Here is a 26,967-nt window from a genome sequence, read left to right on the forward strand (position 1 = left end):
CGTCAGCGGGTGTTGCCCCAGCGGGCCTGCTCCAGCAGCTCCACCGCACGTTCCCGGGTGGACGGGTCGTCGTCGGCGCGCAGCAGCGCCGTCGCCTCGTCCACCGCGTCAGTCAGGTGCCGCCACTGCAGATCCCGCTCCCGCACCAGGTCCGACTGGGCGGCGAGCTGCCGGGTCTTCACCCACAGGTCGACGAAGACAGTCACCTTCGCCCGCAGCACCCACGGGTCGAACGGCTTGGTCAGGTAGTCGACCGCGCCCGCCGCGTAGCCGCGCAGCGCGAGCTGGGCGTCCTTGTCCGCGGCGGTCAGGAAGATGATCGGTACGTGCCGGGTGCGCTCGCGCCGCTTGATGTGGGTCGCCGTCTCGAAGCCGTCCATGTCCGGCATCTGGGCGTCCAGCAGGATCACCGCGAAGTCGTCCACGAGGAGCTGCTTGAGCGCGGCCTCGCCGCTCTCCACCGCGACCGACTGCACCGGGAGACCCTGGAGGATCGCCTCCAGCGCCATCAGGTTCTCCCGCCGGTCGTCCACCAGCAGGGCCTTGGCCGTCTGCGTCACTCGTTCTCCTCGCCTCGGCTGCGGCCGATCCAGGACGCCATCAGCTCGATCAACTCGTCCAGGTCCACCGGCTTGGTGATGTAGTCGCTGCCGCCGGCGCTGAGCGCCGACTCCCGGTCGCCGGGCATCGCCTTGGCGGTCAGGAAGACGATCGGCAGGTCCGCGAACCGGTGGTTGCGGCGGATCTGCGCGGTCGTCTCGTACCCGTCCTGGTCCGGCATCATGGCGTCCATCAGGACGATGTCCACCTCCGGATGCTCGGCGAGCTGGCGGACGCCGTCCGCCCCGTTGTCCGAGTACAACACGGTCATCCCGTGCAGTTCCAACGCGGACGTCAGCGCGAACACGTTCCGCACGTCGTCGTCGATGATCAGCACGGTCACGCCGTCCAGCCGCCGGGTCGCCGGCGTCTCCTGCGGCTGCGGCAGCTCCATCGGCATGAGCAGCGACGACGGCAGGCCCGCGCGGCTCGGCGACGGCGGCGCCGGCGCCACCACCGCGTCCGGCGCCAGCACATCGGGTACGAAGAGAGTGAACGTCGAACCCTGACCGGGCGCGGACGAGACGGTGATCGTGCCGCCAAGCAGGCGGGCCAGATCGCGGCTGATGGACAGCCCGAGGCCGGTCCCGCCGTACCGCCGGCTGGTCGTGCCGTCCGCCTGCTGGAACGCCTCGAAGATCAGCGACAGCTTGTCGTCGGAGATCCCGATGCCGGTGTCGATCACGGTGAACGCGATCACCCGCTGCGCGTTCGTCAGCGCCGGCACGTCGAAGACGGCGTTCTCGGCCGCCGGCCCGATCCGCAGCGTCACCGCCCCGTTGTCGGTGAACTTCACCGCGTTGGAGAGCAGGTTGCGCAGGATCTGCTGCAACCGCAGGGCGTCGGTGACCAGCGCCGGCGGCAGGTCGCGGCTGACCCGCACCTGGAAGTCCAGGCCCTTCTCCTCGGCCTGCGGCGCGAAGGCCTGCTCGACGTACCCACGGATCTCGGAGAACTGGATCTCGGTGGGCTCCACGTCCATCCGGCCCGCCTCGATCTTGGACAGGTCGAGGATGTCGTCGATCAGGGAGAGCAGGTCCGAGCCGGCGCTGTGGATGGTCCGGGCGAACTCGATCTGCTTCGGGCTGAGGTTCCGCTCCGGGTTCTCGGCGAGCAGCCGGGCCAGCAGGAGCAGCGAGTTCAGCGGCGTACGCAGCTCGTGGCTCATGTTGGCCAGGAACTCCGACTTGTACGCCGACGCCCGGGTGAGCTGCTGCGCCTTCTCCTCCAGGCCGAGGCGGGCCAGCTCGATCTCCCGGTTCTGCGTCTCGATGTTGGCCTTCTGCTCGGACAGCAGCTTCGCCTTGTCCTCCAGCTCGGCGTTGGTGCGCTGCAACTCGGCCGACTGGTCCTGCATCTCGTGCGCCAGCCGCTGCGACTGCGCCAGCAGCTCCTCCGTACGCCGGTTGGCCTGGATGGTGTTGACCGCGACGCCGATGGTGAGCACCAGCCGCTCCAGGAACGCCAGGTGCAGGTCGGAGAACGTGGCCACGCCGGCGAACTCGATCACGGCGAGCAGTTCGCCCTCGAACAGGACCGGGAGCACCACCAGGTCGGCCGGGGGCGTGTCGGCCAGCCCGGAACGCACCACGAGGCGCCCGTCCGGCTGCGCCTTGACCCGGATCGTCCGGCGGGACAGCGCGGCCTGCCCGACCAGCCCTTCGCCCGGACCGAACGTCACGTCGTGCCCGCGGGCCACGTAGCCGTAGGAGGCGGTGAGCCGCAGCCGCATGCTGCCCTCGGAGCTGTCCGCCAGGAAGAACGCGCCGAGTTGCGCGTCCACCAGCGGGGTCACCTCCATCATGATCATGCGGCAGACCTCGCCGAGGTCGCGCTGACCCTGGAGCAGGCCGCCGATGCGGGCCAGGTTGGAGTCGAGCCAGCCCTGCTCGGCGTTCTTCTTCGTCGTCTCCCGGAGGGTGACGATCATCTGGTTGATGTTGTCCTTCAGCTCGGCGACCTCGCCCTGCGCCTTCACGTTGATGCGCTGGGTCAGGTCGCCGCGGGTCACCGACGTGGAGACCTGGGCGATCGCACGCAACTGCGTGGTGAGGGTGGAGGCGAGCTGGTTGACGTTCTCGGTGAGGTCGCGCCACGTACCGGAGACGCCCTTGACCTGGGCCTGACCACCGAGCTTGCCCTCGGTGCCCACCTCGCGGGCCACCCGCGTGACCTCGTCGGCGAACGAGGACAGCTGGTCGACCATCGTGTTGACGGTGTTCTTCAGCTCCAGGATCTCGCCCTGCGCGTCCACGGTGATCTTCTGACCCAGGTCGCCGTTCGCCACGGCGGTGGTGACCGAGGCGATGTTGCGCACCTGGCTGGTCAGGTTCGACGCCATCGAGTTCACGTTGTCGGTCAGGTCCCGCCACGTACCCGAGACGCCCTTGACCTGGGCCTGACCACCCAGCTTGCCCTCGGTACCGACCTCGCGGGCCACCCGCGTGACCTCGTCGGCGAACGAGGAGAGCTGATCCACCATCGTGTTGACAGTCGACTTCAGCTCCAGGATCTCGCCCCGGGCGTCCACGGTGATCTTCTGCGACAGGTCACCCTTCGCCACCGCCGTGGACACCTGGGCGATGTTGCGGACCTGCGCGGTCAGGTTCGACGCCATCGAGTTCACGTTGTCGGTCAGGTCCCGCCAGGTGCCGGCGACGCCGCGCACCTGGGCCTGCCCGCCGAGCTTGCCCTCGGTGCCCACCTCGCGGGCCACCCGGGTCACCTCGTCGGCGAACGACGACAGCTGATCCACCATCGTGTTGACAGTCGACTTCAGCTCCAGAATCTCGCCCCGGGCGTCCACGGTGATCTTCTGCGACAGGTCACCCTTCGCCACCGCCGTGGTGACCGAGGCGATGTTCCGCACCTGGCTGGTCAGGTTCGACGCCATCGAGTTCACGTTGTCGGTCAGGTCCCGCCACGTACCCGAGACGCCCTTGACCTGGGCCTGACCACCCAGCTTGCCCTCGGTACCGACCTCGCGGGCCACCCGCGTCACCTCGTCGGCGAACGAGGAGAGCTGGTCGACCATCGTGTTGACGGTGTTCTTCAGCTCCAGGATCTCGCCCTGCGCGTCCACTGTGATCTTCTGACCCAGGTCGCCCTTGGCGACCGCCGTGGAGACCTGGGAGATGTTGCGGACCTGGCTGGTCAGGTTGCCGGCGAGCTGGTTCACGTTCTCCGTGAGGTCGCGCCAGGTGCCGGAGACGCCGCGCACCTGCGCCTGGCCGCCCAGCTTGCCCTCGATGCCGACCTCGCGGGCCACCCGCGTCACCTCGTCGGCGAACGACGACAGCTGATCCACCATCGTGTTGACGGTGTCCTTCAGCTCCAGGATCTCGCCCTGCGCGGCCACCGTGATCTTCTGCGACAGGTCACCCTTGGCGACAGCGGTCGACACCTGGGCGATGTTGCGGACCTGCGCGGTCAGGTTCGACGCCATCGAGTTCACGTTGTCGGTCAGGTCCTTCCAGGTGCCGGCCACGCCCGGCACCTCCGCCTGGCCGCCGAGCTTGCCCTCGGTGCCCACCTCGCGGGCCACCCGCGTCACCTGCTCGGCGAACAGCCGCAGCGTGTCGGTGAGCGAGTTCATCGTGTCGGCCAGCTCGGCCACCTCGCCGCGCGCCCCGACCGTGATCTTCTGCGACAGGTCGCCCTTCGCGACCGCGGTCGCCACCTGCGAGATCGACCGCACCTGACCGGTGAGGTTCGACGCCATGGTGTTCACCGAGTCGGTGAGGTCCTTCCAGGTGCCGGCGACGCCACGCACGTCGGCCTGGCCGCCCAGCTTGCCCTCGGTGCCCACCTCGCGGGCCACCCGCGTCACCTCGTCCGCGAACGACGACAGCTGATCCACCATCGTGTTCACGGTCCGGCCGATGCGCAGGTACTCACCACGAAGCGGACGGCCGTCGATCTCCAGCGCCATGTGCTGGGAGAGGTCGCCGTCGGCCACCGCCACGATCACCCGGGCGATCTCCGTGGTGGGCCGGCCCAGGTCGTCGATGAGCGAGTTGACCGCCCGCTGCCCCTCCGCCCACGAGCCGTCCAGACCCTCGTCGTCCAGGCGCTCGGTGAGCCGGCCGTCGCGGCCGACGATCCGGCTGATCCGCCGCAGGTCCAGGTGCTGCCGCTCCTGCAACGACACCACGTCGTTGAAGGCGTCGGCGACCTCACCGGGCAGTCCGGCCCGGCGCGGCAGGCGTACCCGCAGGTCACCGTGCGCCACCCGGCGCAACGCGTCGACCAGCTCGCCGAGGAGCACCTCGTGGTCGGACGCGGACGGGTCCGCCGTCGCCGACTGTTTTGCCGTGGTCATGGTTCCTCGCTCCGCTCGGGCTCGTGCCGTCACGCGGCCATCCCATCATTCTGCCGCGTGATCCGTCGAGGTCACGGCGTGCAACCCCGCGTCACGCGTCGTATCCGCCCGACTGGCCGGTTCGCCGGACGCTTGGCACCCGGGGTCGGGGCGGTGGAGGATACGGAGGTGTCAGCGGAGGCGGGGGCCACTCGGAGCGGCGGTGCGGACGAGCACGTCCGCCGGGTCCGCCTCCCCGCCGACCGCCGCACCCCGGCGGCGGCCCGCGCCGTGGTACGCACCATGCTGCTCGAAGCCCGGCTGCCCGAACTGCTGAACGAGGCGCTGCTGCTCACCACGGAACTGACCACGAACGCCGTCGAGCACGCGCGCACCGAACTGGACATCGAGGTCGAAGCCGACCCGGACGGCCTCACCGTGACCGTCACCGACTTCGCCTCCGGACCCGTCGACGAACTGATCGTCGGCGTGCGCAACACCACCTCCGACATCGCCGAGGTCGCCACGCGGGGGCGCGGGCTGCTGCTCGTCGACCACTTCTCCAGCCGATGGGGCACCACGTACCTGCCCACCGGCAAGGGCGTCTGGTTCCGCCTCGACCGGCCCGGCCCCGGCGGGCCCGCCCGCCCGTCGGCCGGCCCGCCGCCGCTGACCGAGCCGGAACGGACCGGCGACGGTACGCCCAGCGCCGCCGCGATGAGCGACTTGATGCAGATCACCCCCGACCCGTACGCCGACGAGCCGCTGCCCGAGTTCGCCACCGCCCTGCTGAGCCGGGTCGGCGAAATGGTCGGCGCCGCCGGTGGCACCGTCCGGCTGGACCGGGGCGACGGACTCGGCACCCAGGTGTTCGCCCGGTACGGCCGGCAGCCGCGCGAGGGCAACGAACTGCTGCGCGTACCGCTCGCCGTGCACCGCCCGTACACCGGTGAGCTGGAACTGGACGCGGCGCCCTCGACGTACGCCCGGCCGCTGGCGGTGCTGGCCGCCGAGCGGCTGTCGCTGCACCTGGAGAACGACCGCCTGCGCCGCGCCGACGTGCGCCGGTCGACCTGGCTGACGTTTCTGGCCGAGGCCAGCGAACTGCTCGCCCAGTCGCTGGACGTCGAGCTGACCATGGCGCTCATCCCGCAGCTCGTGGTGCCCCGCCTCGGCCAGTGGTGCGCCGTGCACACCACCGACGAGTGGGGGCGGCTGCGCCTCGCCGCGTCCAGCCACGCCGACGAGGCCATGCTGCCGCAGCTGCACCGGATCCTCCAGGAGACCGGCCCGGACTCGATCCAGTCCCGGCTGCGCGAGGCGTCCCGCAACGCCGCCCAGGTGCCGCTCGGCGGGCCGATGGAGGGCTTCGCCGTACCCCTGATCGCCCGCGGGCAACGGCTCGGCACCCTCGCCGTGGGCCGGCACCAGCGGCAGCGGCACGACCCCGACGAGGTCTCCGTGCTGGAGGACGTGGCCCGCCGCGCCGCCCTCGCCATCGAGAACGCCCGCATCCACGCCGAACGCCGCCGGGTCGCCCAGACGCTCCAGCAGTCCCTGCTGCCGCCGGTGCTCCCGGTGGTCGAAGGCATCGGCTTCGCCGCCGAGTACGTCCCCACCGGCGACGACGCGGAGGTCGGCGGCGACTTCTACGACGTGGTCCCATTGCCGGACGGCCGCTGGCTCGTGGTGGTCGGCGACGTATCCGGCAAGGGCGTGCAGGCCGCCGCCGTGACCGGCCTGGTCCGGGACGTCATCCGGGTCCTCGTCGGCGACGGCAAGCCGCTGCCCGAGGTGCTCAGCCGGCTCAACGAGACGCTCGTCGAGCGCGGCGGCGGACGCTACTGCACGCTGGCGCTGGCAGCCGTCTCGCCCGGCGACGGCGACCAGCTCGACGTCTCGCTGCACCTGGCCGGCCACGACCGCCCGGTGCTGCTGCACGGCGGAGGCGGCGCCACGTTCGTCGGGACCGGCGGTACGGCGCTGGGCCTGCTCGACACCATCAGCACGCCCACCGCCGAGCTGGCGCTCAAGCCCGGCGACGCGCTGATCTTCTACACCGACGGGGTCACCGAACGGCGGCGCGGACGCGAGCTGTTCGGCACCGAACGGCTGCGCGAGTCGGCGGCGCCGCTGGCCGGGTACTCGGCCGACGTGGTGGCCGCCCGGCTGCGCGCCGCCACGATCGCCTTCTCGGTGGAGCCACCGCGCGACGACATAGCCATCCTGGTCCTCCGAAACGACACCCCCTAACCCTCCCCCTCCCCCTGCCTCGCCCTGCCTCGCCTCACCTCACCTCGCCTCACCTCGCCTCACCTCGCCTCGCCTCGCCTCGCCTCGCCTGGTCGATCATGAAGTTGACCGCTCAATTCGTCCCTTTCGCCCCCGCTAACCTCATGATCACGCCCTTGGGCCTGCCCGGTCCCGGCGCCGGCCCCGGCCCTCGGGCCGGCTCAGCGGTGATCAAGGAGTTTGGGGCTTGGGGAGGCGCGGAACGTGACGCAAAGCCCTTGATCACGGCAGCCGTGAGGCGCGAGCGCCGGTGACAGGTTGTCTGCGGTGGGTTGGCGGGGCTGGGTCGGTGAACTAATGGGTGGGCGACGCCAGTTCGCCGAGGTGGCGGCATCCCGCGCACACGGACACAGCCACTACCCCGAACTGGCGATCGACGCACCAGCTCGCCGAAGTGGCGGTATCCCGGGGACGCGGACACGACCACCACACCGATCTGGCGGTGGCAGCACCAGCCCGCCGAGGTGGCGGCATCCGGCACACGCGGACACGACCACTACGCCGAACTGGCGGTCGGCGGCACCAGTTCGCCGAAGTGGCGGCATCCGGGCGCACGCGGACACGACCACTACGCCGAACTGGCGGTCGGCGGCACCAGTTCGCCGAAGTGGCGGCATCCCGGGCACGCCGACACAACCACCACCCCGAACTGGCGATCGACGCACCAACTCGCCGAGGTGGCGGCATCCTGGGGACGTGGATACGACCACCACCCCGAACTGGCGATCGACGCACCAGCCCGCCGAGGTGGCGGCATCCCGGGCACGCCGACACAACCACCACCCCCGAAGTGGTGCCCGCCGCTGCCGCGCCCGCTGGAATGGGCGTCCGGTGTGAAGGGGGCCTTGGTCAGAGGCCGCCGGGGAGGCGGCCGGGGGCCAGGCGGTGGTGCGGGTCCAAGTGGGCCTTGGCGCTGCGCAGGCGCGGCAGCGCGGGCAGCTCGCCCCAGAGGTCCACGCTACGGCGCACCGCTGTCGGTGCGGCCACCACGACGCACCGGCCCTGCCGGGCGATCAGGACGCTGCGGACGGCGGTGAGGATCGAGGCGACCCGCTCCGGCGGCAGCGCGCCGGGCAGGGCGGCGTGCACCGCGCCCGTGCCGGCCGAGCCGCGTACCGGCACGGGGGCGCCGGCGGCGTCGCGTAGCGCGTAGACGGCGGCGTGCAGGTCGTTGATGGGCACCTCGATGCGCAGCGCGGTGTCTCCGGGCGCGAACGGGTAGCGCCCCCACCACTCCGGCGCGTGGTGGCTGACCATCGCCGGGGCGCCGAGGACGGCCATCAGCCGTTCGGCCCGCTCGGTCACGTCGGCCGGGCCGCCCTCCAGCAGCACCACCAGGCTGCCCGCCGCGGGCCGGCCGGTCACGGCCGGGTGATCGGGGCGGTTGATCACCGACGGGTGCGTGGCCGGGATTCGGCGCCGGGGCAGCGGCACCGGCACGGGCAGGTCCAGTTCGACGGCGGCCGGATCGACGTCGGCGGCCAGCACAGCCCGAACCAGATCGTGGACCTCCAGCGGCGTCCAGACCGGGCGGGACACCCAGAGCCGGCCCGCCGGTACGGCGTGCACCCGCATGGTGGCCGAGACCAGCACCCCGAGCCCGCCCTGCGAGCCACAGAGCAGCCGGGCCACGTCCAGCCCTGGCATCCCACCCCGACCGAGGATGGCGTCGCCGCCACCGCGCCCCGGATCTCCGCCGGCGCCGCCCGCCGGACCGCCAGCACCCCAGCCGGCACCGCCCGCCCGACCGCCAGCACCCCAGCCGGGACCGTCCGCCGGACCGCCGGCACCCCAACCGGCACCGCTCACGCCGCCAGCACCATCGCTAGCCGGAGCGCGTCCGCCCGGCCGGCCGCCGCCGACACCCGGGGCGGCCCGGCCGAACGCCTCCGTGCCGGACTCGCCGACACTCACCAGCTCGCCGTCGGCGTCGAGATAGCGCACGCCGATGAGCTGGGCGCACGGGCTGCCGTGCCGGTGCCGCAGCGGACCGGACTCGTCGGCGGCGAGCACCCCGCCGAGCGTCGCGCCCGGCGAGGGCGCGTCGACCGGCAGCCGCCGGTTGGTACGCGCCAGCGTGGCCTGGACCGCGCGCAGCGGCGTACCGGCCCCGATCTCGGCCACCGCCGCGTCGCGCGGCTCGTGCCAGACCCCGGCGAGGCGGCCGGTGTCGAGCATGATGTCCACCTGCGCCGGAGCGGCGCCCCAGTCGATCTTCGTGCCGGCGCCACGGGGCACCACTGTCAGGTCGTACGCGGCGGCCAGTCGCAACACCTCGGCGGCGGCGCGCGGGCCGCCCGGCACGGCCACCCAACGGGCGGTACGCCCGGCCACCTCGTCGGCCGGGCCGGCGAAGCGGGCGAACGGCGAACCGCAGATCTCCGCCAGCTTCCGGGTGATGTCGAGGGCTCCGGGTCGGTTGGTGGAACGAGCTGCATCCGCCATGGCGGTCATCGTACACATGTTCGAAAGCCCTGGCGGCGAGTCGCCGGATTGGCGCGGCGGGCGCGCCCGGCGGCGGCCCGGCGCCCGGTAACGTGGCGCCGTGACCGAAACCCCACTGCCCGTCGCCAAGCGCGTCCCGACCGAGCGCGTCCATCACGGTGACACAGTCCTCGACGAGTACGCCTGGCTCGCCGCCAAGGACGACCCGGACACGATCGCCTACCTGGACGCCGAGAACGCGTACACCGAGGCGCGCACCGCCCACCTGGCCGAGCTGCGCGCGGAGCTGTTCGAGGAGACGCGCCGGCGTACCCAGGAGACCGACCTGTCGGTGCCGACCCGTAAGGACGGTCACTGGTACTACACCCGCACTGTCGAGGGGCAGCAGTACGGCGTGCAGTGCCGCCGCGCGGTCCGCCCCGGCGAGACCGCGCCCCCGGTCAGCGCGGACGGCGCGCCGCTCGACGGTGAGGAGGTGCTGCTCGACGGCAACCAGCTCGCCGAGGGGCACGACTTCTTCTCGCTCGGCGCGTTCGACGTCAGCCCGGACGGCCGCTGGCTGGCCTACTCCACCGACTTCTCCGGCGACGAGCGCTTCACGCTGCGGATCAAGGACCTGACCACCGGCGAGTCACTGCCGGACGAGGTGCCGGACACGTTCTACGGCACCGCCTGGTCGAGTGACGCGTCGACGCTGTTCTACGTGACTGTGGACGACGCGTGGCGGCCGAACCGGGTCTGGCGGCACACCGTCGGCACGTCGTCCAGCGAGGACGTGGTGGTCTACCAGGAGGACGACGAGCGGTTCTGGGTCGGCGTCGAGCTGACCCGCTCCGAGCGCTTCGTGGTCATCGACATCCACAGCAAGATCACCAGCGAGGTGCGGGTGATCCCGGCCGCCAACCCGACCGGCGAGCCCGCCGTCGTGGCCCCGCGGCGTCAGGGCATCGAGTACGCGGTGGAGCACCACGGCCACCGCTTCCTGATCCTGCACAACGACGGCGCGGAGGACTTCGCGCTCGCGTACACCTCGGCGGACGCGCCGGGCGACTGGACGCCGCTGATCCCGCACACGCCGGGCACCCGGCTGGAGGCGGTCGACGCGTTCGAGCACCACCTCGTGGTGTCGCTGCGCGCCAACGGCCTGACCGGTCTGCGGGTGCTGCCGGTCGGCAGCGACGACAGCTGGGACATCGACTTCCCCGAGCCGATCTACAGCGTCGGGCTGGACGCCAACCCGGAGTACCGCACGAACGAGGTGCGGCTGCGCTACACCTCGCTCGTCACCCCGGACTCGGTCTACGACTACGACCTGGTGACCCGGGAGCTGACGCTGCGGCGGCAGAAGCCGGTACGCCCCGGGCCGGACGGGCGGCCGTACGACCCGGCCGACTACGAGCAGCACCGGGACTGGGCGCTCGCCGACGACGGCACCCGGGTGCCGATCTCGCTCGTGTGCCGCCGGGGCACCCCGCGCGACGGCTCGGCGCCCGCCGTCATCTACGGCTACGGGTCGTACGAGGCGAGCATGGACCCGTGGTTCTCGATCGCCCGGCTGAGCCTGCTCGACCGCGGCGTGATCTTCGCGGTGGCGCACATCCGGGGCGGCGGTGAGCTGGGCCGGCGCTGGTACGACGAGGGCAAACTGCTGGCCAAGAAGAACACGTTCACCGACTTCGTGGCCTGCGCGCGGCACCTGGTCAAGGCGGGCTGGACGGCCAGCGACCGGCTGGTCGCCCGGGGCGCGTCGGCCGGTGGCCTGCTGATGGGCGCGGTGGCGAACCTCGCTCCGGACGCGTTCACCGGGATCGTCGCGCAGGTGCCGTTCGTGGACGCGCTCACCTCGATCCTCGACCCGTCGCTGCCGCTGACGGTCACCGAGTGGGAGGAGTGGGGCAACCCGCTGGACGACCCCGAGGTGTACGCGTACATGAAGTCGTACACGCCGTACGAGAACGTCACCACCGCCGACTACCCGGCGATCCTGGCGGTGACCAGCCTCAACGACACCCGGGTGCTCTACCACGAGCCGGCCAAGTGGATCGCCCGGCTGCGCGCGCTCGCGCCGGCCGGCGACTACCTGCTCAAGACCGAGATGGGCGCTGGCCACGGCGGTCCCAGCGGCCGGTACGACTCGTGGCGTGAGGAGGCGTTCGTCAACGCCTGGATCCTGGACCGCGTCGGCCGCGCGTGAAAGGAAGGGCCCCTTCTTAACAGACGTCTGTTAACAAGGGGCCCTTCCTTACACCTGGGCGAGCGCGGCGGACAGCACGTGCGGGTCGGCGTTGCCGCCGGTCACCACCGCGACGGTACGGCCGGCCGGCAGCTCGCCACTGTGGAAGAGCCGGGCGGCCAGGGCGACCGCGCCGCTCGGCTCGGCCACCAGTCGCGCGTCCCGGATCAGCCGGCCGGTGGCCGCCATGATCTCGTCCTCGGTCACCGTGACGATGCCGTCGAGCCGGTCCCGCAGGTGGGCGAGGGTCAGCGCGGACAGGTTGGTCCGCAGCCCGTCGGCGCACGTCCGGTAGGTGCGTTCGACGCCCCAGACGACCACCTCACCGGTGGCGAGCGACTCCCGGGCGTCGGCGGCCAGCTCGGGCTCCACGCCGATCACGGCGGCGGACGGGCGCAGCGCCTTGACGGCCGTGGCCACGCCGGAGCCGAGCCCGCCGCCGCCCACCGGCACCAGCACCACGTCCACGTCCGGCAGGTCGGCGACGATCTCCAGCCCGACGGTGCCCTGGCCGGCGATGACCGCCGGGTGGTCGAACGGCGGCACCAGCGTCGCGCCGATCCCGGCCACGATCCGCTCCGCCTCGGCGAGCCGCCGGGCCGGTGGCACCAGCCGTACGTCGGCGCCGAGTGCCCGCATCCGGGCCACCTTGACCTCCGGCGCGCCCTCGGGGACCACCACCGTGCAGGGCACGCCGAGGGCGCGGGCCGCGTACGCCAGGGCCTGCCCGTGGTTTCCCGACGAGTGGGTGACCACGCCCCGCGACCGGGTCGCCGGATCGAGCCGGGCCACCGCGTGGGTGGCCCCGCGCAGCTTGAACGACCCCACCGGTTGCAGGTTCTCCGGCTTGAGCCACAGCTGATCGTCCCAGAGCACCGGCACCAACGGGGTCCGCAGCACGGTGCCGGCCACGTCCTCGGCGGCGGCCCGGACGTCGGCGATCGAGATCAGCTCCATCGCATCAACCTAGACTGCCGGGATGAGCGACGAGGAGCCCTCGACGGCGCGACGGGGACCGACCTGGCTGGTCCTCGTGGTGGTCGCCGCCGCGCTCGTCGTCTGCTGCTGTTCGACAGTGATCGGGCTGGTGGTCGCCGGCTCCGCCGGGCTGCTCGGCCGCTGACCGCCGGGCCGGACGCCGACCGTCCCGGCCCGGCGGACGCCGCCGTCCGTGCCGCTCGCCGCCCCGTGCCGGCGAGCAACAGCGGAAAATGCGGGCTTACCGAGCCATCCGGTACGCGGACCCGGCGCACACCGCGCCCGAACGGCCCGCGCGGGACCACGCGGGCCGTTCGGGTCAGCGGGTCCAGACCGGGTTCCGCCCGGCCCGGCCGAGCAGCGCGTCCATGCTGGTCGGTGCCGCCTCGGTGGGCACCGGCGGACCGAACGCGCCCATCTTCTGCCCCATGTCGCCCATGCGGTCCATGAACTCGTGCCCCGCCGACACCACGGCCGGGTCCACTGTCAGCTCCTGGCCGGTGGCCCGGGCCAGGTCCCACCCGTGCACCGTGAGGTCGATCAGCGCCATCAACCCGACCGTCTCCTGTGGCAGCCCCATGCCGGGTGACACGCCCTCCAGCGCGGCCGGGTCGGACCACGCCTCGGTCAGCCGGGCCGCCTCGGTGGCGAACCGGTCGCGCCAGCCGTCGGTCAGGTGGTCGGTCTTGCCGGACCAGTCGACCTCCTCCCGGCGGGCCAGCTCCTGGAAGTTGACCACCACGTCGAACAGGTGACCGAGCAGGTCGCGCACCGTGTAGTCGGGGCACGGGGTGGGCAGGCCGAGCTGGTCGTCGGAGATGCCGCGAACCACAGCGACCGTACGCGGCGCCGCGACGGCGAGCAGTTCACTAGTCTTCGTGCTCATAGGGGCAGCGTATGAGGGCGGTCTTGAAGAAATGCGACACGAACCGCGGCGCGACAACCGGGGCATCCTCGATCCGGACCGGCTGCGCCGGCAGGTGCGGTTCCGGCGCCGGATGGCCGCCCCGGCGCTGCGCCGGTGGGTCGAGCACTACTGGCTGATCGACTGGGACCTGGACGAGCCGTTCGAGCAGCGGGTGGTGCCGCACCCGACGGTGAACGTGGTGTTCCAGGCGCAGGACGGTGCGGCCGAGCAGGGTGAGATCGCCGGCGTCGACACCGGCCTGTTCGCCGTCACGCTGCACGGCGCCGGCCGGGTCTCCGGGGTCCAGTTCCGTCCGGGCGGCTTCCGGCCGTTCTGGCGGCGCCCGGTCGCCGAGCTGACCGGCCGGCGCGTACCGATCACCGAGGGGCCGGTCTGTCCGGGGACCGACGACGAGCGCTGCGCGAGGCTGGACGAGCTGCTGACCTCGTGGTCGCCGGTCGCGGATCCGCTCACCGCGGAGGCCACCGCGCTGGTCGAGGAGATCCGCGCCGACCGGACCGTGCTGCGGGTGACCGACTTCGCGCGGCGGCGGGGCGTCTCCGTCCGCCGGCTCCAGCGCCTCTTCCTGGACCACGTCGGCGTCGGTCCGAAGTGGGTGATCCGCCGCTACCGGCTCCAGGAGGCGATCGAACAGGCCGCCGCCGGGCCGCTGGACTGGTCGCGGGTCGCCGCCGATCTGGGGTACGCCGACCAGGCCCACCTGGTCCGCGAGTTCACCGCCGTCGCCGGGGTCTCGCCCGCGGCGTACGCCCGCTCGCTGGCGGCCCTACGTCCGTGACGCTCGCCGGCACCCGCGCCGGTGCGGGTCAGCGACGGCGGACCGCGACCACCGCGACGTCGTCCTGGATCTCCGGTGGCGCCAGCTCGACCAGCAGCCGCTGGCAGAACTCGTCCAGGTTGTCGTCCACCCGGGTGGCGGCCACGCCGAGCGCCGCCATGCCGTCGTCGATGGTGGCGTCCCGCCGCTCGATCAGCCCGTCGGTGTAGAGCACGAGCGTCGCCCCGGCGGGAAGCACGAACTCCAGGTCGGGCGGACGCTTCGCGCGCACCCCGAGCAGCGGCGCGGACTGCGCCACGAACTCGACCCGGCCGTCGCGGCTCAGCAACGCCGGCAGGTGCCCGGCGCTGGCCAGCCGGACCAGCCCGGTCGGCGGGTGGAGCAGCAGCACGCAGATGGTGGCCAGCTCGTTCGGCAACAGGTTGCGCATCAGCTCGTTGACCCGGTCCAGGATCACCCCCGGCTGATGGCCCTCGACCGCGTACGCGCGCACCGCGTGCCGCAACTCGGCCATCACGGTGGCGGCGTGCAGCGAGTGCCCGGCCACGTCACCGATCGCCACCAGCAGATGCCCGTCGAGCATCACCAACTCGTAGAAGTCGCCGCCCACCTCGGTCTGCGCGCTCGCCGGCTCGTACCGCACGGCCAGGTCCAGGCCCACGACGTCGGGCAGGCGCTGCGGCAGCAGGCTGCGCTGCAACGTCACAGCGATCCGGTGCTCCTCGTCGAAGGACCGCTGCGCCTCCACCGCCGAGGCGACGGCCTGGGCGAGCTGCACCAGCACCGGCGTACGGACGGTCTGGGTGGCGGTCGGCACCACCACGTACAGCGGGGCGCGGTCCTCGCGCAGCCGGGAGGCGGCCACCGTCACCGTGTCGCCGTCCGGCCAGTCCGCCAGCGCCCAGTTCGCCGGCTCGTCGACGCGTACCCGGGTGCCGATCGGCACTCCGGTGTCGTCCACCACCCACGGCACGATCCTGGCCGGCGTATGCGGGTCGGCCGCCACCCCGGCCAGGCAGTCCCCGTCGAACGTCTCCGCGACCACCGCCGCGGGAGCCTTGAAGATCCGCGCCGCGCCGCTCGCGGCCGCCTCCAGCAACCGGACGAAGTTCGGCGTCGCGTGCATCTCCACTGTGGCGTCGGCGAGCGCGGCGAGCCGCTCGGCGAGCTGCTCGGCACGCAGCCGGGCCTGGTAGTAGCGCAGCACCGCGTGCGCGGTGGCGACCAGTTCCTCCGGCTCGATCGGCTCGGCCAGGTAGGCGTCCGCGCCCCGGGTGAGCCCCTGCGCCCGGTCGACCACGTCCACCGCGTGGGCGGAGACGTGGATGACCGGGATGTACGGGTACCCCTCCTTGATCCGCTCGCACACCTCGAAGCCGCTCATGTCGGGCAGCCGCACGTCGAGCACCACGAGGTCGACATGCTCCCGGGCCACCCGGTCCAGCGCCTGCGTGCCGTTCTCGGCCTCCACGGTGACGAAACCGGCCCGGGTGAGCCAGTTGACCAGCAGGTACCGTTTGGGGCCGCTGTCGTCGACCACCAGCACGGTCACCGCCCCGCTGTCCACCGTCACGCTCCGCCCGCGGGAAGGAGCACTGTGAACGTGCTGCCCCGGCCGGTTTCGCTCCGCAGCTCCAGCGTCCCGCCGAGCAGCGTGACCAGCCGCCGCGCGTACGGCAGGCCGAGCCCGGTGCCGCCGACCCGCGTCGTGCCGGGCACCTGGTAGAACTCCTCGAAGACCCGCTCGTGCAGTTCGGACGGGATCCCGACGCCGGTGTCGGTGACCGAGAGCATCCACTGCTCGCCCCGGCGCTCGGCGCGCATGCGTACCTCGCCGCGCTCGGTGAACTTCAGGCCGTTGTGCAGCAGGTTGCGCAGCACCTGGGCGAGCAGCACCTCGTCCGAGCGCAGCGTCGCCGGGGCCGGCGGCTCCTCGACCACCAGCTCCACCTCGGAGCGGGTGGTGAGCGCCCGCAGCGTGCCGCGCAGCTGCCCGAACACCGCGCGCAGGTCGACCTCGGACCACTCCGGCTCGATCCGGCCGGACTCCGCCTTCGCCAGGTCGAGCAGCTCGTTGACCAGCCCCAGCAGGTCGCCCGCCGAGGACCGGATCAGCCCCACCTGGCGGGCCTGCTCGCCGGTGAGCGGGTCGGAGGCGGAGTCGGCGAGCAGCCGGGCCAGTCCGATGATCGCGGTGACCGGCGCGCGCAGCTCGTGGCTGACGTTGGCCAGGAACCGGCTCTTCGACTCGCTCGCGGCCCGCAGCTGCGCGGACTTCTCCTCCAGCTCGGCGTAGAGCGCCACCACGCCCCGGTTGGTCTCCTCCAGCTCCTCGGTGAGCTGGTTGTAGAGCGCCATCACGCCCCGGTTGGTCTCCTGGAGCTCCGAGTTGAGCACCTCCAGCTCGTCGCGCTGGCTGCGTACCTCGTCGAGGGCCGCGATGAGCTGGGAGTTCTGCGCGGCCAGCTCATCCAGCGCGGAGCCCGGAGCACGCTCGGCCAGCTCGGCGCGGAGCCGGCCGGCGCGTTCCGGCGTCAGCTCCGCGGCGTGGTCGGGCACTCGTCGGGACATCCTCACGACGGTATCGCCCTCGACGGCCACCAGACGCAACGTGTCCACCAGACGCGCGACGGCGCCGGACTGCGGCTCGTACCGGTCGGGCAGCGGACGCAGCGGCGACAGGTCGACCTGGAGGATCCGGCGGCCCACGGCGTCCCGGTCGAGGGCGAACGTGACGTCCGCGCCGTCGGTCCTGCTCAGCAACTCCCGGGCCACCTCGCTGAGCGCCGTGGCGATCCGCACCTGGTCCTGGTGTTCCAGCCCGACCGCCGCGGCCACCTCCCGGCCACGCTGCCGGACCAGGAAGATGTCCTGCTCGACGCGGAGCGCGAGGTGCAGAAGGGGTTCTGTCATGCCGCCCCCCGCGCCACCAGGACGCAGGCGTCGTCGCGACGGATGCCGGCGTCACGCAGCAGCGTCGCGGCGGTCAGCAACGGGTTGCGCCCGGCCAGCCCGGGGTAGTCGTCCAGATCCCAGCGATCCACCACCCCGTCACTGTGCATGACCAGGGTGGCGTCGCGCGAGAAGGGGTAGTCGTACCCGCGGATCGCCGGACGCTGGTGCCCGGCGATGCCCGGCAGCGAGACCAGCCCGCGCCGCCGCTCGCCCGGCGTGACGATCATCGCGGCGATGTTGCCCAGGCCGGCGTAGCGGAGCAGCCCGGCGGCGGGATCCGGTTCGGCCACCGCGAGCGCCGCGCCCCGGGTGTGCGACATGGAGGCGTGCAGGTGCCGCACCACCACGTCCGGCGGCCCGTCGGGCGCGGAACGGAACGCGGACACGGCGGCCCCGGTCGCGGCGGCGGCCAGCGGCCCGTGGCCGAGGCCGTCGGAGACCAGCACCTGCCGGCGGCCGTCGACCTCGCGAACCGCGTACCCGTCGCCGCTGCTCTGCTCGCCGGTGATCGGCCGGGCCAGACCGGCGGCCCAGTCCGGCTCCGGCGGTGCGTCGTCCCATACCTGGACGACCAGGACCGTGCCCCGGGCCGGCAACGAGTAGCCGTCGAACCGGCTCGCCTGCCGGACGATCGCGCCGAGGCCGATGCCGAGCGTTCCGGCCGTGGAGTGGCCGTCGACCGAGGAGAGCGTGAGGTCGGCCATGCCGGGGCCGGAGTCGATCGCCACCAGCTCCACCCCGGCCCGCTCGTCCCGGCGTGCCGGACGCATCAGGAGCGAGCCCTCGCGGGCGTGCTTGACCAGGTTGCTGGTGATCTCGGCGGTGACGATGGCCAGATCCGCGACACGTTCGGTGCTCAGTTCGATCTGCCGGCCCAGACGCTCGGCGGCGCGGCGTACGCCGCCGGCGGTCGCGCCGTTGTCGATCCGGAACCACACCCCGTGGTCGGGGACCACGTCAGCGGTCATCGCGACCACTTGGTGACGGTGATCCGCGTCCCCTCGCCGACAGCCGTCTGGATGTCGAAGTCGTCCACGAGCCGGCGGGCCCCGCTGAGCCCGAGGCCCAGCCCGCCCCCGGTGGTGTAGCCGTCGGTCAGCGCCAGGTCGAGGTCGGGGATGCCCGGCCCCTCGTCGGCGAAGAGGATCCGCACGCCGCGCCGTCGCCCGTCGGAGACGGTGCTCACCTCGGCGCTGCCCCCGCCGCCGTAGATCAGCGTGTTGCGGGCCAGTTCGCTGGCGGCGGTCACCAGCTTCGTCTGGTCGACCAGGGAGAGCCGGACCGCGACGGCCGTGGTACGCACCAACTGCCGGACCCGCACCACGTCCTCGTCGCTGCGGATCGCCTGCGTCGCCGGCACGCCGAGGTCGACGCCGGTGGTCATGCCGTCGCCGTCGTCTCGGTGCCCTCGTCGTCGGCCGCCTCGTCCCATTCGTCGGGGCGGCTGGCCGCGATCAGCTCCATGCCGCGCTCGACGTTCAACGCGGTACGGATGCCGTTGAGCGACAGCCCCAGCTCGACGAGCGTGATGGCGACGGCCGGGCGCATGCCGACCACCACCGTTTCGGCGTCCAGCACCTTCGAGATGGACGCGATGGTGGAGAGCATCCGGCCGACGAACGAGTCGACGATGTCCAGCGCCGTGATGTCGATGATCACGCCGTGGCAGCCGGTGGCGACGATCCGCTCGGCCAGGTCCTCCTGCAACTGGATCGCCGTCTGGTCGGACATGTCGACCTGGATGGAGACCAGCAGGATGTCGCCGATCTTGAGGATCGGCACCCGTTCCATCAGGACTCCCGGCGCTGGCGGCGAGCGGTCTCGACCCCGGTCAGGCGCAGCACGTGGCGCAGCGCGTCGGCGAGGCTCGCCTTGGTCGCGATGTCGCCGAACTCGATGCCGAGGGCCACGATCGTCTGCGCGATCTGCGGGCGGATGCCGGAGATGATGCAGTCGGCGCCCATCAGCCGGGCGGCCACCACGGTCTTGAGGATGTGCTGCGCGACCTGGGTGTCCACCGCCGGTACGCCGGTGATGTCGATGATCGCGTACGGCGACCCGGTGTCGACCAGGGTCTGGAGCAGCCGCTCCATCACGACCTGGGCACGGGCCGAATCCAGCGTCCCGACCAGCGGGACGGCGACCACGCCCTCCCAGAGCTTGACCACCGGGGTGGAGAGCTCCAGCAACTGCTCCGCCTGGTCGGCGATCAGGCTCTCCCGGGCCCGTACGAACGTCTCGAAGGTGAACAGCCCCATCTGGTCGATGAGCGCGGAGTAGGCGACGAAGTCCCGCAGGGTGTCCTCGCCCTTCTCCTCCTCCATCAGCTCCAGCAGGGCTTCCTTCAGCGCGAAGACGCTGATCGCGGTCTCGGTGGCGGAGAACCCCTGACGGGCCCGGTTGGTGGACAGCTCGGACAGCACCGCGCGCAGCTCACCACCGTGCTCGCCGGCCAGGTCGGTGACACCGTGCTGGCCGGCGTCGACCAGCGCGCGATGCAGCTCCTGCACCTGGCGAGCCAGTTCGGCACGGCTCAGGCGGCCGCGCAGCGAACCGGCGATGATCTCGATCCAGCGACTGGTCAACCGCTCCGCGTGCTGAGTGAGCAAGTGGGCGAGCCGATCACCCTGTTCGGCGCTCAACGCCATGGTTGACCTCCCTGATTTGGACGGGCGGACTCTATCACCGGAGGCTGGTGGACTACTTGTCGCGGAGCAAAGAAATGATCGCCCGCACCTGTGACCGCTCCCGTTCTGCGCGGCGGACCCGACGTGGGATACCGTTCCTCCGAACACAGGAGGTCGACGAATGTCCTTGACGGTGCACACGGAACAGCGCGGCGACGTGGTCGTCGTGTCGGTCGCGGGCGAGCTGGACATGGCCACGGCACCGCAACTGCAGGACCAGATCACGGATCTGCTGGACAAGGGGCGCAACCGCCTCGTCTTCGACCTGGCGGAGGTGTCGTTCTGCGACTCCACCGGCCTGTCCGTGTTCGTCCGGGCGAAGAACAACTGCGACGAGGCTGGCGGCGTCGTCCGGCTGGCCGCCCCGCAGCGCGGCGTGCTGCGCATCCTCGAGGTCAGCGGGCTGGTCGAGGTGCTGCACACGTACCCGACTGTGGAAGAGGCCGTCGCGGGCGACCCCACCCCGACCTCCCCCTCCTGACCGGTCCTGCTCAGCGCTCGTCCTCGATGTAGCGGGGACGGGCGATCACCATGCCCGCCGCCGTCTGCACGGCCAGCGCCACCAGCAGGAAGCCGATCGGGGCGGTCCAGCCGCCGGTCGCCTCGTAGAGGATGCCCACCAGCAGCGGCCCGAGCGCGGCGATGACGTACCCGGTGCTCTGCGCGAACGCGGACAACGCCACGGTGCCCTCGGCGGTCCGGGCGCGCAGCCCGATCGTGGTCAGGATGAGCGGGAACGCGCCCTGCCCGAGCGCCAGCAGCAGCACCCACAGCGGCGCGAGGCCGCGCGGGGCCAGCGCCAGACCGGTGTACGCGGCAGCGGAGAACACGGTCAGTGACAGCACCAGCGGGCGGAGCGTGGCCAGCCGGCCGGCCACCGTCGGCATCATCAGCGCCACCGGCACGCCCAGCGCGGTCACGCCGGCGAGCAGCAGTCCGGCCGCCTCCGGGCGGTATCCGGCGTCCCGGAAGAGCTGGGCCAGCCAGCCCATGATCGCGTACCCGCTGAGCGACTGCGCCCCGAAGTAGACCGCCATGGCCCAGCCGAGCCGGGTCCGGGCGGGTTGCACCCGTGCCGGGGTGGCGACGGCCACCGCCGGGGGCGCGGCCCGTCGCGCGGCGCGGGCACGCAGCGCCAGCGGCACCCACGGGAGTACGGCCAGCGCGGCCAGCCCGGCCCAGACGCCGAGCCCGGCCCGCCAGGAGCCGAAGGCGTGCGCGATCGGCACCGCCGCGGCGGCGGCCACCGTCGTGCCGACCGTCAGGGCCATCGTGTACGCCCCGGTGACCAGCCCGGTGCGGTGCGGGAAGTGCTGCTTGACGAGCATCGGCAGCAGGATGTTCGCCACCGCGATGCCGGCCAGCGCGAGCGCGCTGGTGAGCACGAAGACCGCCGCCGAACCGGTGAGCGCGCGCAGCACCTGCCCGACGGTGAGCGCCAGCATGGCGAGCACCAGCACCCGGGGCGCGGCCCAGCGGCGGACCAGCCACGGGGTGAGCGCGCCCAGGCCGGCGAACGCGATGGTGGGCAGTGTGGTGACCAGGCCGGCCATGGCCCCGGAGAGACCGAGACCGACCCGGACCTCGTCGAGCAGGGCGCCCAGGCTGGTCACCGCCGCCCGCAGGTTCAGCGCGACCAGCAGCATCCCGGTCAGGACGAGCAGGCCACCCCGGACCGCGCGCGGCGCCGGGGTGGGGGTGACCGCGGATGCGACGCCCGGGGCGGGCACTGTCGCGGCGGGCGCAGGTGGCGGAGTCATGACCTCGAACCTACAATCATGGGATGAATTTCGGCATGAGGTGTAACCCGTGACACCCGCCGTGGATTCCGTCGCCGTGCCGCCGCGCGGTCACCGGGTCCGCCAGACCATCGAGCAGCTCCGGGAGCGCATCCTCGGCGGCGAGTGGCCGGTGGGCGGGCGCATCCCCACCGAGCCGCAACTCGTCGCCGAGCTGGGCGTGGGGCGCAACACGGTCCGCGAGGCGGTCCGGGCGCTCGTGCACGCCGGGGTGCTGGCGTGCCGGCAGGGCTCCGGCACCTACGTGGTGTCGACCGACGAGCTGGCGCCGGTGGTGGCCCGCCGGCTCACCGACGACCGGATGACCGAGGTGATCGAGGTCCGGCGCGCGTTCGAGGTGGAGGCCGCCCGGCTCGCCGCGTTGAGGCGTACCCCCGAGGACCTGGCGGCGCTCGACGGCGCGCTCGCGGCCCGGGAGGCCGCCTGGCGCGGCGGCCGGGTGGACGAGTTCGTCGAGGCGGACGCCGCGCTGCACACGGCCGTGGTGGCGGCCGCGCACAACGCCATGCTCGCCGAGCTGTACGGCTCGGTCGGCGCCGCGCTGCGCAGCACCGTCGCCCAGGCGATGGGCGAGGCGCTCACCCCGGATCGGTACGTGGACCACGGCCGGCTGGTCGAGGCGATCCGGGCCGGCGACCCGCAGCGGGCGGCGATCGAGGCCGGCGCTTTTCTCGAAGGGCCCGCCGGGGCATAGGTTGTCCCCGACGCAGACTCAACAGGGCACGGGAGTACGGATGCTCAAGGGCTTCAAAGACTTCATCATGCGCGGCAACGTCGTCGACCTGGCGGTCGGTGTCGTCATCGGCGCGGCGTTCACCGGCGTGGTCACCCAGCTCACCAAGTCGTTCCTGGAACCGCTGGTACGCGTGTTCATCGTGTTGATCACCGGCAACGAGGACGGGATCGGCGGCTCGACGCCGTCCTTCCGCGGCGTCGCCTTCGACTGGGTGGCCTTCGTCAACGCGCTGATCACGTTCGTGCTCACCGCGGCGGCGCTGTACTTCCTGGTCGTCTACCCGATGAACCGGCTCGCCGAGCGCCGCAAGCGCGGCGAGGAGCCGCCGCCCTCGGCCCCGAGCGAGGAGGTCAAGCTGCTCACCGAGATCCGCGACGCGCTGCTCGCCGGCAACCACGGCACGCCGGGCCAGCGCAGCGCCCTGGACGACGTGCTCGGCCGCCGGCAGGAGCCGCCCGCGCCGCGCTGACGCCATAGCCGATCGGCCCCCGCGGCAATCTCGCGGGGGCCGACGTGTATCGAACACATGTTCGATAGAGTCCGGGCATGGAGCAGCGCAGGCACTGGTGGAACGGGAAATGGGGACGCCTCGCCCGGCGTGACGTCTTCCTCCGGGTGGACGGCGACCGCTGGCACGTGGAGCAGCGGGCCGGCGGCGCCGAGGGGGTCTCCCGGTTCTACGAGCACGCCAGCGTCGAGGAGGCGGAGGAGACGGTCCGGGCGCTGCTGGACGGCACCGACACCTGGCGCGAGCTGTCCCCCCGGCCGCCGGGCGGCTGGGCCCCGTCCGTTTAGCGCCCGCGTGGCCCGGGAACCGCTTCTGCATGAGCCAGCAGCAGGACACCGTCTCCCGGGTCACCACCGGCATGCGGGTGGTCGACTCGGCGGGCGTCGAGGTGGGCACCGTCGATCTCGTCCAGCGCGGCGACCCGGCCGCGGTGACCGTGCAGTCGCCCGCCCCGGTCGACCCGGGCAGCAGCCTGGACGAGCTGATCGAGTCGGCGGCGGTCGAGGAGCCGGACGTGCCGGCCGACCTGGCCGCGCGGCTGCTGCGCGACGGCTACCTCAAGGTCTCCACCGATCTGGTCCGCACCGGCGCGGTCTACGTGCTCGCCGACCGGATCGCGGCGGTGAGCGACGGCGCGGTACGCCTCACCGTCCCGGCCACGGAGCTTCCCGCCGAGGAGTGACGCCCGCCGCCGAGGTGATGGATTTGTCACCCGCAGTAATAGGTGATCAATGCAAGTTGCCCGGAAAAGCCGTTCGTCGATCCCCTTGCGCAGAGTCTCAATGCCATGACTTTGCGCTTTAATCGCTGATGAACGACTTGATCGTTGATCTTCAAAAACATCGCGCGTGTTCTGGTATCTACATCGGCCTCTCGCCACGGATAGTAATTGGCGAACCAAGGGGGCCGAGGGGGAACAATGAACGAAGCGCTGGCGGAACCGCTCACCGGATATCAGGTGGTGGCCGTGGCCACTGCCGTCGCCGCAGTGGTGGCGGGCCTGGTGCGGGCCTACGTGGCATACCGCGCCCGGATCAACGAGGAACGCGAGGCGACAACACGCACCACAGCCCGGGTGACCTGGCTGATCCGGCTCGCGGAGGCCGACCACGACGTCGTACGGATCGTGGAGCGCGATCGCGACGGGCATCGGGAGGTCGAGCTGGGCGGGCGCAGCGCGTCGAAGCCCGGCCCCGTCGAGGAGGCGGCGTGACCGACATCAAGGGCACAGCCGCTCTGACACCGGGTCCCGACGACAACGACGCGCTGCGCGAGGCCGAGGCGGCCCGCCTGAAGGCCGTTCACGACCGGGAGTTCGCCGAATTCACCGAAGGCTCGTACCACACGGTGGAACGGATCCTGAGGGCGAGATGCCGGGACCGCCAGGCGGTGGAGGACGCGCTTCACGAAGCGTTTCTGCACGGCCGGGTCGAGTGGTCGAAGCTTCGCGACCACGTCAAACCGGCCGGCTGGATCGTCCGTACGGCGCGGTTCAAGATGATGAAGGACCAGGAACGGCGCCGGCGGGAAGCCGCTGTGGCGCCGGAGGACCTCCCGCCGTCGTCCCACTCGGACATCGCCGACGCGTGGGAGGCGCAGGAGACGCTGCGCGGCTGGTTGCACCAGCTGCCGGCACGGCACGCCGAAGTGTTCCAGATGTCGAAGGAGGGCTTCTCCAACCAGGAGATCGCCCGCCTTCTCGGACTGACCGAGAACAGCGTCCGCTCCTACAAGGCCGCCGCCAAGAAAGGGCTGTGCGAACTGGCGGAGAAGGCCGGCTTCACCCGCTCGGAGAGCGACCGGCGGCAGGGGGCCAGCCGTGGATCTCGATGACATCCTGGCGCTCGCCGAGACCACGCCCAGCCCTCTGGAGCTCGCGCGCGCCCGCCGTGTCGCGCGGACCGTGCAGAGTCAGCACGACCTCTCCCTCGCCGAGGGCTACAAGATCATCGTGGACACCGACCTTGCCGACCCTCTGACCTGGGACGCCGACGAGGCCACCCGGGTCACCCGCGCCGCCCAGCTGGCGAAGCAGGGCACCGTCACCTGGCTGTTCGGTGACGGCAGGACGGAACGTTTCGAACGGCTCTCCTGGTCCGACGAGATGGCGATGATCGTCGGACACGCGCCGGGGACGCTCCGTCTCACCCCGCGGGCGCTCTTCGAACTCGTTCATCCCGCCGATGTCGAGCGCGTCCTCGCCGCGGTGCGGACGGCGTGGGAGCAGAGCCGCCCCGACGAGATCGGCTTCCGGGTGGTCCAGCCCGGAGGCAGCATCCGCCACGTGTACTGCCACCTGGAGATCCTGACCGACGCGGGCCGGCCGGTGGGCGTCATCGCCACGGGCGAGGACATCACCGCGCTCGAACTCGCCCGTCAGGAGCAGCGCCGGCTCGCCGTGCGCAGCCGGATGCTCGGTGCCGACCCGGCCGTACGGGACGTGCTCACCGGGCTCCAGACCCGCGGCTACGTGATCGACGAGGTCGACCGGGCGCGTCGTACCACCGGCGGCGCCCTGATCGTCGTGGCCACCGAGCCGGCCACCCGGCTGCCCGACGCGCTCACCGACGAGGACCGGGACCAGCTGACGGCGGAGATCGCCCGGAACCTGCGCACAGTCGTCGGGGACGACGTCACCAGCGGCCTGGTGGGCTCCGGCTCGTGGGGCCTGCTGCTCGCCCCCCGGGACGACGCGGCGAACGCCGAGACCCTGGCCGCCCGGATCGTGGACAAGTTCCGGAACCATCTCTTCAGCGTCCGGCAGAAGCCGCTGCGGCTCAACACCTCGGCGGGCGTGGTCCATTTCGGCAACGACATCCCGGACACCGGCTTCGACCTTCTCGTCGACGGCGAGCACGCGGCCCGCGACGCGCACCGCAACGCCACCGCCGTCAAGGTCCTGGACCAGCCGGTCGCCGAGCGGGAACGGACGGACCGGTGCCGCCGCCGGATTCATCGCGCCGTCACGGCCAACCGGTTCGCCCTGTACGCCCAGCCCATCATCGACCTCGGGCTCAATCAGGTCGCCCGCCACGAGATCCTGTTGCGCGTTCGCAGCGACACCGGCGAGCCGGTCGCGCCGTGGGCCTTTCTCGACATGGCCGAACGGGTCGGCGAGATCCTGTCGGTGGACAAGTGGGTCATCGACCACGCTCTGGAACTGATCGGCCGCGGGGCGCAGACCTCCCATTACCAGGTCAACATTTCCGGGAAGTCGCTCGCCGACCCGGGGCTGCTCGCCTTCGTGACCGAGGCGATTCACCGGCACCACGTCAATCCGGAATGCCTGACGTTCGAAATCACCGAGACCGCGCTCATCGAGAATCGCAACGAGGCGGTGGCATTCGCCACCGGGATCAGAGAAGTCGGCTGCCACCTGGCGCTGGACGACTTCGGCACCGGATACGGCGCCCTTGCCCAACTCAAATACCTGCCGGTGGACCTGGTGAAGATCGACGGCGCGTTCATCGTCGACCTCTGCCGGTCACCGGCGGACCAGGCTGTGGTGTCGGCGCTCGTCGAGCTGTGCCACACGCTCGGCATCCGTGTCGCCGCGGAGTACGTCCAGGACCGGGAGACCCTCGACCTTCTGCGCGCCGCGGAGGTCGACTTCGCCCAGGGTTATCAGATCGGGCGGCCGGAACCGATAACGGTGAGTCAGGAGGAAGTGCAGAGCATCGAACTCGAACTGCGGCTGCCGCCTCAGCAGACCGCCATGGGATGACGGT

At 72.1% G+C, this 26,967-nt stretch carries 24 protein-coding genes; 12 read left to right on the forward strand and 12 right to left on the reverse strand.

Translation table 11 applies throughout. The annotated features are described in order from the left end of the window. Positions 1–2 precede the first annotated feature (2 nt). Together ACSDG8_RS15815 and ACSDG8_RS15820 are read right to left on the reverse strand one after the other, a co-directional pair. Positions 3–560, reverse strand: coding sequence for a response regulator (locus tag ACSDG8_RS15815; protein WP_013283536.1), 558 nt, complete (start codon positions 558–560; stop codon positions 3–5). Continuing rightward, on the reverse strand, positions 557–4,921 hold the full coding sequence (locus ACSDG8_RS15820) for a HAMP domain-containing protein (RefSeq protein WP_210892663.1): 4,365 nt from the start codon (positions 4,919–4,921) through the stop codon (positions 557–559). The genes ACSDG8_RS15815 and ACSDG8_RS15820 overlap by 4 nt, the downstream gene beginning before the upstream one ends. Before the next feature lie 168 nt (positions 4,922–5,089). Here ACSDG8_RS15820 and ACSDG8_RS15825 point away from each other — a divergent pair, with 168 nt between their 5' ends. Beyond that, complete coding sequence (locus ACSDG8_RS15825; RefSeq protein WP_210892661.1) at positions 5,090–7,153, forward strand: SpoIIE family protein phosphatase; 2,064 nt, start codon at positions 5,090–5,092, stop codon at positions 7,151–7,153. 888 nt (positions 7,154–8,041) lie between these two features. On the opposite strand, the gene ACSDG8_RS15830 is transcribed toward ACSDG8_RS15825, so the two are convergent. Next, positions 8,042–9,637: an FAD-binding oxidoreductase gene (locus ACSDG8_RS15830; RefSeq protein ID WP_439426993.1), complete on the reverse strand. Its 1,596-nt coding sequence runs from the start codon at positions 9,635–9,637 to the stop codon at positions 8,042–8,044. 100 nt (positions 9,638–9,737) lie between these two features. On the opposite strand from ACSDG8_RS15830, the gene ACSDG8_RS15835 reads away from it, so the two are divergent. Further along, positions 9,738–11,831: a S9 family peptidase gene (locus ACSDG8_RS15835; protein WP_210892657.1), complete on the forward strand. Its 2,094-nt coding sequence runs from the start codon at positions 9,738–9,740 to the stop codon at positions 11,829–11,831. A gap of 48 nt (positions 11,832–11,879) precedes the next feature. On the opposite strand, the gene ACSDG8_RS15840 is transcribed toward ACSDG8_RS15835, so the two are convergent. Then, positions 11,880–12,827 (reverse strand): threonine ammonia-lyase, encoded by a 948-nt coding sequence (locus tag ACSDG8_RS15840; RefSeq protein ID WP_210892655.1) that lies wholly within the window; start codon positions 12,825–12,827, stop codon positions 11,880–11,882. A gap of 22 nt (positions 12,828–12,849) precedes the next feature. On the opposite strand from ACSDG8_RS15840, the gene ACSDG8_RS15845 reads away from it, so the two are divergent. Further along, positions 12,850–12,993 carry a hypothetical protein gene (locus ACSDG8_RS15845; protein WP_210892653.1) on the forward strand — a complete coding sequence of 48 codons (144 nt, stop codon included), beginning with the start codon at positions 12,850–12,852 and terminating at the stop codon, positions 12,991–12,993. Positions 12,994–13,167: 174 nt separating this feature from the next. Here the strand turns inward: ACSDG8_RS15845 and ACSDG8_RS15850 are convergent, their stop codons facing one another. Beyond that, positions 13,168–13,734: a TIGR03086 family metal-binding protein gene (locus tag ACSDG8_RS15850; protein WP_210892651.1), complete on the reverse strand. Its 567-nt coding sequence runs from the start codon at positions 13,732–13,734 to the stop codon at positions 13,168–13,170. Between the two features lie 31 nt (positions 13,735–13,765). On the opposite strand from ACSDG8_RS15850, the gene ACSDG8_RS15855 reads away from it, so the two are divergent. Further along, positions 13,766–14,554, forward strand: coding sequence for a helix-turn-helix domain-containing protein (locus ACSDG8_RS15855; protein WP_210892649.1), 789 nt, complete (start codon positions 13,766–13,768; stop codon positions 14,552–14,554). 28 nt (positions 14,555–14,582) lie between these two features. Here the strand turns inward: ACSDG8_RS15855 and ACSDG8_RS15860 are convergent, their stop codons facing one another. From ACSDG8_RS15860 to ACSDG8_RS15885, 6 genes are read right to left on the reverse strand one after another with little or no spacing between them, the layout of a single operon-like run. Continuing rightward, positions 14,583–16,121, reverse strand: a complete 1,539-nt coding sequence (locus tag ACSDG8_RS15860; RefSeq protein WP_210892647.1) for a SpoIIE family protein phosphatase — start codon at positions 16,119–16,121, stop codon at positions 14,583–14,585. Between the two features lie 2 nt (positions 16,122–16,123). After that, entirely contained in the window at positions 16,124–17,467 is a 1,344-nt protein-coding gene (locus tag ACSDG8_RS15865; RefSeq protein WP_210892645.1) for an ATP-binding protein, read from the reverse strand. Further along, positions 17,464–18,477, reverse strand: coding sequence for a SpoIIE family protein phosphatase (locus ACSDG8_RS15870; protein WP_210892643.1), 1,014 nt, complete (start codon positions 18,475–18,477; stop codon positions 17,464–17,466). Before ACSDG8_RS15870 ends, ACSDG8_RS15865 begins: the two co-directional genes overlap by 4 nt. After that, complete coding sequence (locus tag ACSDG8_RS15875; protein ID WP_210892641.1) at positions 18,474–18,893, reverse strand: ATP-binding protein; 420 nt, start codon at positions 18,891–18,893, stop codon at positions 18,474–18,476. The genes ACSDG8_RS15870 and ACSDG8_RS15875 overlap by 4 nt, the downstream gene beginning before the upstream one ends. After that, positions 18,890–19,300: an STAS domain-containing protein gene (locus tag ACSDG8_RS15880; protein WP_439426994.1), complete on the reverse strand. Its 411-nt coding sequence runs from the start codon at positions 19,298–19,300 to the stop codon at positions 18,890–18,892. The genes ACSDG8_RS15875 and ACSDG8_RS15880 overlap by 4 nt, the downstream gene beginning before the upstream one ends. Next, positions 19,300–20,157, reverse strand: a complete 858-nt coding sequence (locus ACSDG8_RS15885; protein WP_210892637.1) for an STAS domain-containing protein — start codon at positions 20,155–20,157, stop codon at positions 19,300–19,302. The genes ACSDG8_RS15880 and ACSDG8_RS15885 overlap by 1 nt, the downstream gene beginning before the upstream one ends. Positions 20,158–20,317: 160 nt before the next feature. On the opposite strand from ACSDG8_RS15885, the gene ACSDG8_RS15890 reads away from it, so the two are divergent. Next, on the forward strand, positions 20,318–20,677 hold the full coding sequence (locus ACSDG8_RS15890; RefSeq protein WP_439426995.1) for an STAS domain-containing protein: 360 nt from the start codon (positions 20,318–20,320) through the stop codon (positions 20,675–20,677). A 10-nt stretch (positions 20,678–20,687) separates the two neighbouring features. Here the strand turns inward: ACSDG8_RS15890 and ACSDG8_RS15895 are convergent, their stop codons facing one another. Continuing rightward, on the reverse strand, positions 20,688–21,956 hold the full coding sequence (locus tag ACSDG8_RS15895; protein ID WP_439426996.1) for an MFS transporter: 1,269 nt from the start codon (positions 21,954–21,956) through the stop codon (positions 20,688–20,690). Between the two features lie 49 nt (positions 21,957–22,005). Here ACSDG8_RS15895 and ACSDG8_RS15900 point away from each other — a divergent pair, with 49 nt between their 5' ends. The 7 genes from ACSDG8_RS15900 to ACSDG8_RS15930 all read left to right on the forward strand — a co-directional run bounded on the left by ACSDG8_RS15900 (position 22,006) and on the right by ACSDG8_RS15930 (position 26,963). Next, the gene (locus ACSDG8_RS15900) at positions 22,006–22,689 is read left to right on the forward strand and encodes a FadR/GntR family transcriptional regulator (protein ID WP_210892633.1); all 684 of its coding nucleotides are present in this window, start codon (positions 22,006–22,008) and stop codon (positions 22,687–22,689) included. 40 nt (positions 22,690–22,729) lie between these two features. Continuing rightward, positions 22,730–23,200, forward strand: coding sequence for a large conductance mechanosensitive channel protein MscL (gene mscL / locus ACSDG8_RS15905; protein WP_210892631.1), 471 nt, complete (start codon positions 22,730–22,732; stop codon positions 23,198–23,200). 77 nt (positions 23,201–23,277) lie between these two features. After that, complete coding sequence (locus tag ACSDG8_RS15910; RefSeq protein ID WP_026268772.1) at positions 23,278–23,526, forward strand: hypothetical protein; 249 nt, start codon at positions 23,278–23,280, stop codon at positions 23,524–23,526. 29 nt (positions 23,527–23,555) lie between these two features. Then, on the forward strand, positions 23,556–23,921 hold the full coding sequence (locus tag ACSDG8_RS15915; protein WP_210892629.1) for a hypothetical protein: 366 nt from the start codon (positions 23,556–23,558) through the stop codon (positions 23,919–23,921). Positions 23,922–24,158: 237 nt separating this feature from the next. After that, positions 24,159–24,452 (forward strand): hypothetical protein, encoded by a 294-nt coding sequence (locus ACSDG8_RS15920; RefSeq protein WP_439426997.1) that lies wholly within the window; start codon positions 24,159–24,161, stop codon positions 24,450–24,452. Next, positions 24,449–25,072, forward strand: a complete 624-nt coding sequence (locus ACSDG8_RS15925) for an RNA polymerase sigma factor (RefSeq protein WP_210892625.1) — start codon at positions 24,449–24,451, stop codon at positions 25,070–25,072. The genes ACSDG8_RS15920 and ACSDG8_RS15925 overlap by 4 nt, the downstream gene beginning before the upstream one ends. Continuing rightward, positions 25,059–26,963 (forward strand): GGDEF domain-containing phosphodiesterase, encoded by a 1,905-nt coding sequence (locus tag ACSDG8_RS15930; protein WP_210892624.1) that lies wholly within the window; start codon positions 25,059–25,061, stop codon positions 26,961–26,963. The genes ACSDG8_RS15925 and ACSDG8_RS15930 overlap by 14 nt, the downstream gene beginning before the upstream one ends. Positions 26,964–26,967 lie beyond the last annotated feature (4 nt).

Source organism: Micromonospora sp. LA-10, assembly GCF_051853095.1.
GTDB classification, from domain to species: domain Bacteria; phylum Actinomycetota; class Actinomycetes; order Mycobacteriales; family Micromonosporaceae; genus Micromonospora; species Micromonospora echinospora_A.

Coding starts and splice junctions, on each gene's coding strand:
- ACSDG8_RS15820 (WP_210892663.1), bottom strand. CDS start 4,921: ATGACCACGGCAAAACAGTCGGCGACGGCGGACCCGTCCGCGTCCGAC.
- ACSDG8_RS15830 (WP_439426993.1), bottom strand. CDS start 9,637: ATGGCGGATGCAGCTCGTTCCACCAACCGACCCGGAGCCCTCGACATC.
- ACSDG8_RS15840 (WP_210892655.1), bottom strand. CDS start 12,827: ATGGAGCTGATCTCGATCGCCGACGTCCGGGCCGCCGCCGAGGACGTG.
- ACSDG8_RS15845 (WP_210892653.1), top strand. CDS start 12,850: ATGAGCGACGAGGAGCCCTCGACGGCGCGACGGGGACCGACCTGGCTG.
- ACSDG8_RS15850 (WP_210892651.1), bottom strand. CDS start 13,734: ATGAGCACGAAGACTAGTGAACTGCTCGCCGTCGCGGCGCCGCGTACG.
- ACSDG8_RS15855 (WP_210892649.1), top strand. CDS start 13,766: ATGCGACACGAACCGCGGCGCGACAACCGGGGCATCCTCGATCCGGAC.
- ACSDG8_RS15865 (WP_210892645.1), bottom strand. CDS start 17,467: ATGACAGAACCCCTTCTGCACCTCGCGCTCCGCGTCGAGCAGGACATC.
- ACSDG8_RS15870 (WP_210892643.1), bottom strand. CDS start 18,477: ATGACCGCTGACGTGGTCCCCGACCACGGGGTGTGGTTCCGGATCGAC.
- ACSDG8_RS15875 (WP_210892641.1), bottom strand. CDS start 18,893: ATGACCACCGGCGTCGACCTCGGCGTGCCGGCGACGCAGGCGATCCGC.
- ACSDG8_RS15880 (WP_439426994.1), bottom strand. CDS start 19,300: ATGGAACGGGTGCCGATCCTCAAGATCGGCGACATCCTGCTGGTCTCC.
- ACSDG8_RS15885 (WP_210892637.1), bottom strand. CDS start 20,157: ATGGCGTTGAGCGCCGAACAGGGTGATCGGCTCGCCCACTTGCTCACT.
- ACSDG8_RS15890 (WP_439426995.1), top strand. CDS start 20,318: ATGTCCTTGACGGTGCACACGGAACAGCGCGGCGACGTGGTCGTCGTG.
- ACSDG8_RS15895 (WP_439426996.1), bottom strand. CDS start 21,956: ATGACTCCGCCACCTGCGCCCGCCGCGACAGTGCCCGCCCCGGGCGTC.
- mscL (WP_210892631.1), top strand. CDS start 22,730: ATGCTCAAGGGCTTCAAAGACTTCATCATGCGCGGCAACGTCGTCGAC.
- ACSDG8_RS15910 (WP_026268772.1), top strand. CDS start 23,278: ATGGAGCAGCGCAGGCACTGGTGGAACGGGAAATGGGGACGCCTCGCC.
- ACSDG8_RS15915 (WP_210892629.1), top strand. CDS start 23,556: ATGAGCCAGCAGCAGGACACCGTCTCCCGGGTCACCACCGGCATGCGG.
- ACSDG8_RS15920 (WP_439426997.1), top strand. CDS start 24,159: ATGAACGAAGCGCTGGCGGAACCGCTCACCGGATATCAGGTGGTGGCC.